At 72.2% G+C, this 1,732-nt stretch carries 1 protein-coding gene and 1 pseudogene; both read right to left on the bottom strand.

Translation table 11 applies throughout. The features are described 5' to 3' along the window. Positions 1-1,166 (bottom strand): type IV pilus twitching motility protein PilT (locus MNZ29_RS24000; protein WP_242357106.1); only part of this gene is annotated, 1,166 nt, incomplete at its 3' end. Positions 1,167-1,243: 77 nt separating this feature from the next. Beyond that, positions 1,244-1,732, bottom strand: a pseudogene (locus MNZ29_RS24005) (lysylphosphatidylglycerol synthase domain-containing protein); the annotation flags it as partial.

The raw sequence follows: 1,732 nt of genomic DNA on the forward strand, positions 1-1,732 counted from the left end.
CCGGGAGCTCCCGCGGGCGCGGGGCGAGCGGCAGCGGCCGGCGCCGGCGCGCCTCCGTCGGCCTTCTCGAACGAGTCCCACTTCGAGTCGCTCGTGCCCGACACGCCCGAGACGCGGAGCGCGAAGTCGTCCGGGTTCGTCGCCTGGCGGAGCGCCTCCTCGTAGCTGATGAGGCCGGCCTTCAGCAGGGACATGAGCGACTGGTCGAACGTCTGCATCCCGTACGACACATGGCCCTGGGCGATCGCCTCCGGGATCTCCTTGGTGCGGTCCTTGTCCTCGATGAGCTCGCGGACCCGGGCGGTCGCGAGGAGCACCTCGATGGCGGGCACGCGCCCCTTGCCGTCGGCGCGCGGCACGAGCCGCTGGCTGATGACGCCGCGCAGGACCGAGCCGAGCTGCAGGCGAACCTGCTTCTGCTGGTAGGGCGGGAAGGCCGAGATGATGCGGTTGATGGTCTCGGTCGCGTCGAGGGTGTGGAGCGTCGACATGACGAGGTGGCCCGTCTCCGCCGCGGTGAGCGCCGTCTCGATGGTCTCGAGGTCGCGCATCTCCCCGACGAGGATGACGTCGGGGTCCTGGCGCAGCGCGCTCTTCAGCGCCTGGCCGAAGCTCATCGTGTCGACGCCCACCTCGCGCTGGTTCACGATCGACCGCTTGTCGCGGATGAGGAACTCGATCGGATCCTCGATCGTCATGATGTGGCAGGTCTCGGTGGCGTTGATGTGGTCGATCATCGCCGCGAGCGACGTCGACTTGCCGGAGCCGGTCGTGCCGGTGACGAGGACGAGGCCGCGCTGCTCGGCGGCGATCTTCTCGAGCACCTTCGGCAGCATGAGCTGCTCGATCGTCTGGATCTTGAAGGGGATGACCCGCAGCACGACGCCGATCGTCCCGCGCTGCTGGAAGACGTTCACGCGGAAGCGGCCGAGGCCGGGCACGCCGTAGGCGAGGTCCACCTCGTTCGTCTGCTTGAACTTCTCCCGCTGGTAGTCGTTCATGATCCCGACGGCCATCCGCCCGATCTCCTCGGGCGGGAGGCGGCGCGCGTCCTTCAGCGGCAGCAGCGCGCCGTCCACCCGGAACATCGGCGGCAGCCCCGCCTTGAGGTGGATGTCCGAGGCGCCGCCGCGGAGCGCGACCTGCAGGATCTCGTTGAGTTCCATCGCGCGCGGAGCGTAACACCGCGATCCGGGCTTATCCATGCCGGACCCGAGGGACGGAGGCGCCCGATTGCGAGCGATTACGCCGATGTAGGCGAGCGTGAGCGGCCGTCGGCCTCGCACGCAGAGGCGGGGTCCGCGAGCGTCGCGACCTCCCGCCGCCGGCGGAGCAGCTCGCGCAACGCGCCGCGTCGCACGATCGCGGAGACCCCGCCCACCGCGAGGCTCGCCACGATCATCGACGCGTGCGTGAGCACCGCGAGCGCCGCCGCGTCGTCCGGCGCGGCCCCGAGCCGGCGGGCTGCCCACGCGGCGAGGCTCCAGTAGACGCCCGTCCCGATCGGCAGGCCCGGAGTGAGCTGACCGAAGGTGATCACCGCGACGAGGACCGCTCCGCCGGCGATCCCGGCGTCCACGCCGAAGGCGGCGAGCGGGATCGCGTACGCGGCCGCGGCGGTGAGCGCGGGCGCGACGGCGACGAGGAGCGCGAGCCCGAGGCGGGCCGGGCTCCCCACCCCCGCGAGCCCGGCGCCGAGCGCCCCGAGCGCCGCGCCGAGCCGCGGGAGCCG

The sequence above is a fragment of the Anaeromyxobacter sp. SG64 genome, from assembly GCF_022690745.1.
Classification (GTDB): domain Bacteria; phylum Myxococcota; class Myxococcia; order Myxococcales; family Anaeromyxobacteraceae; genus Anaeromyxobacter; species Anaeromyxobacter soli.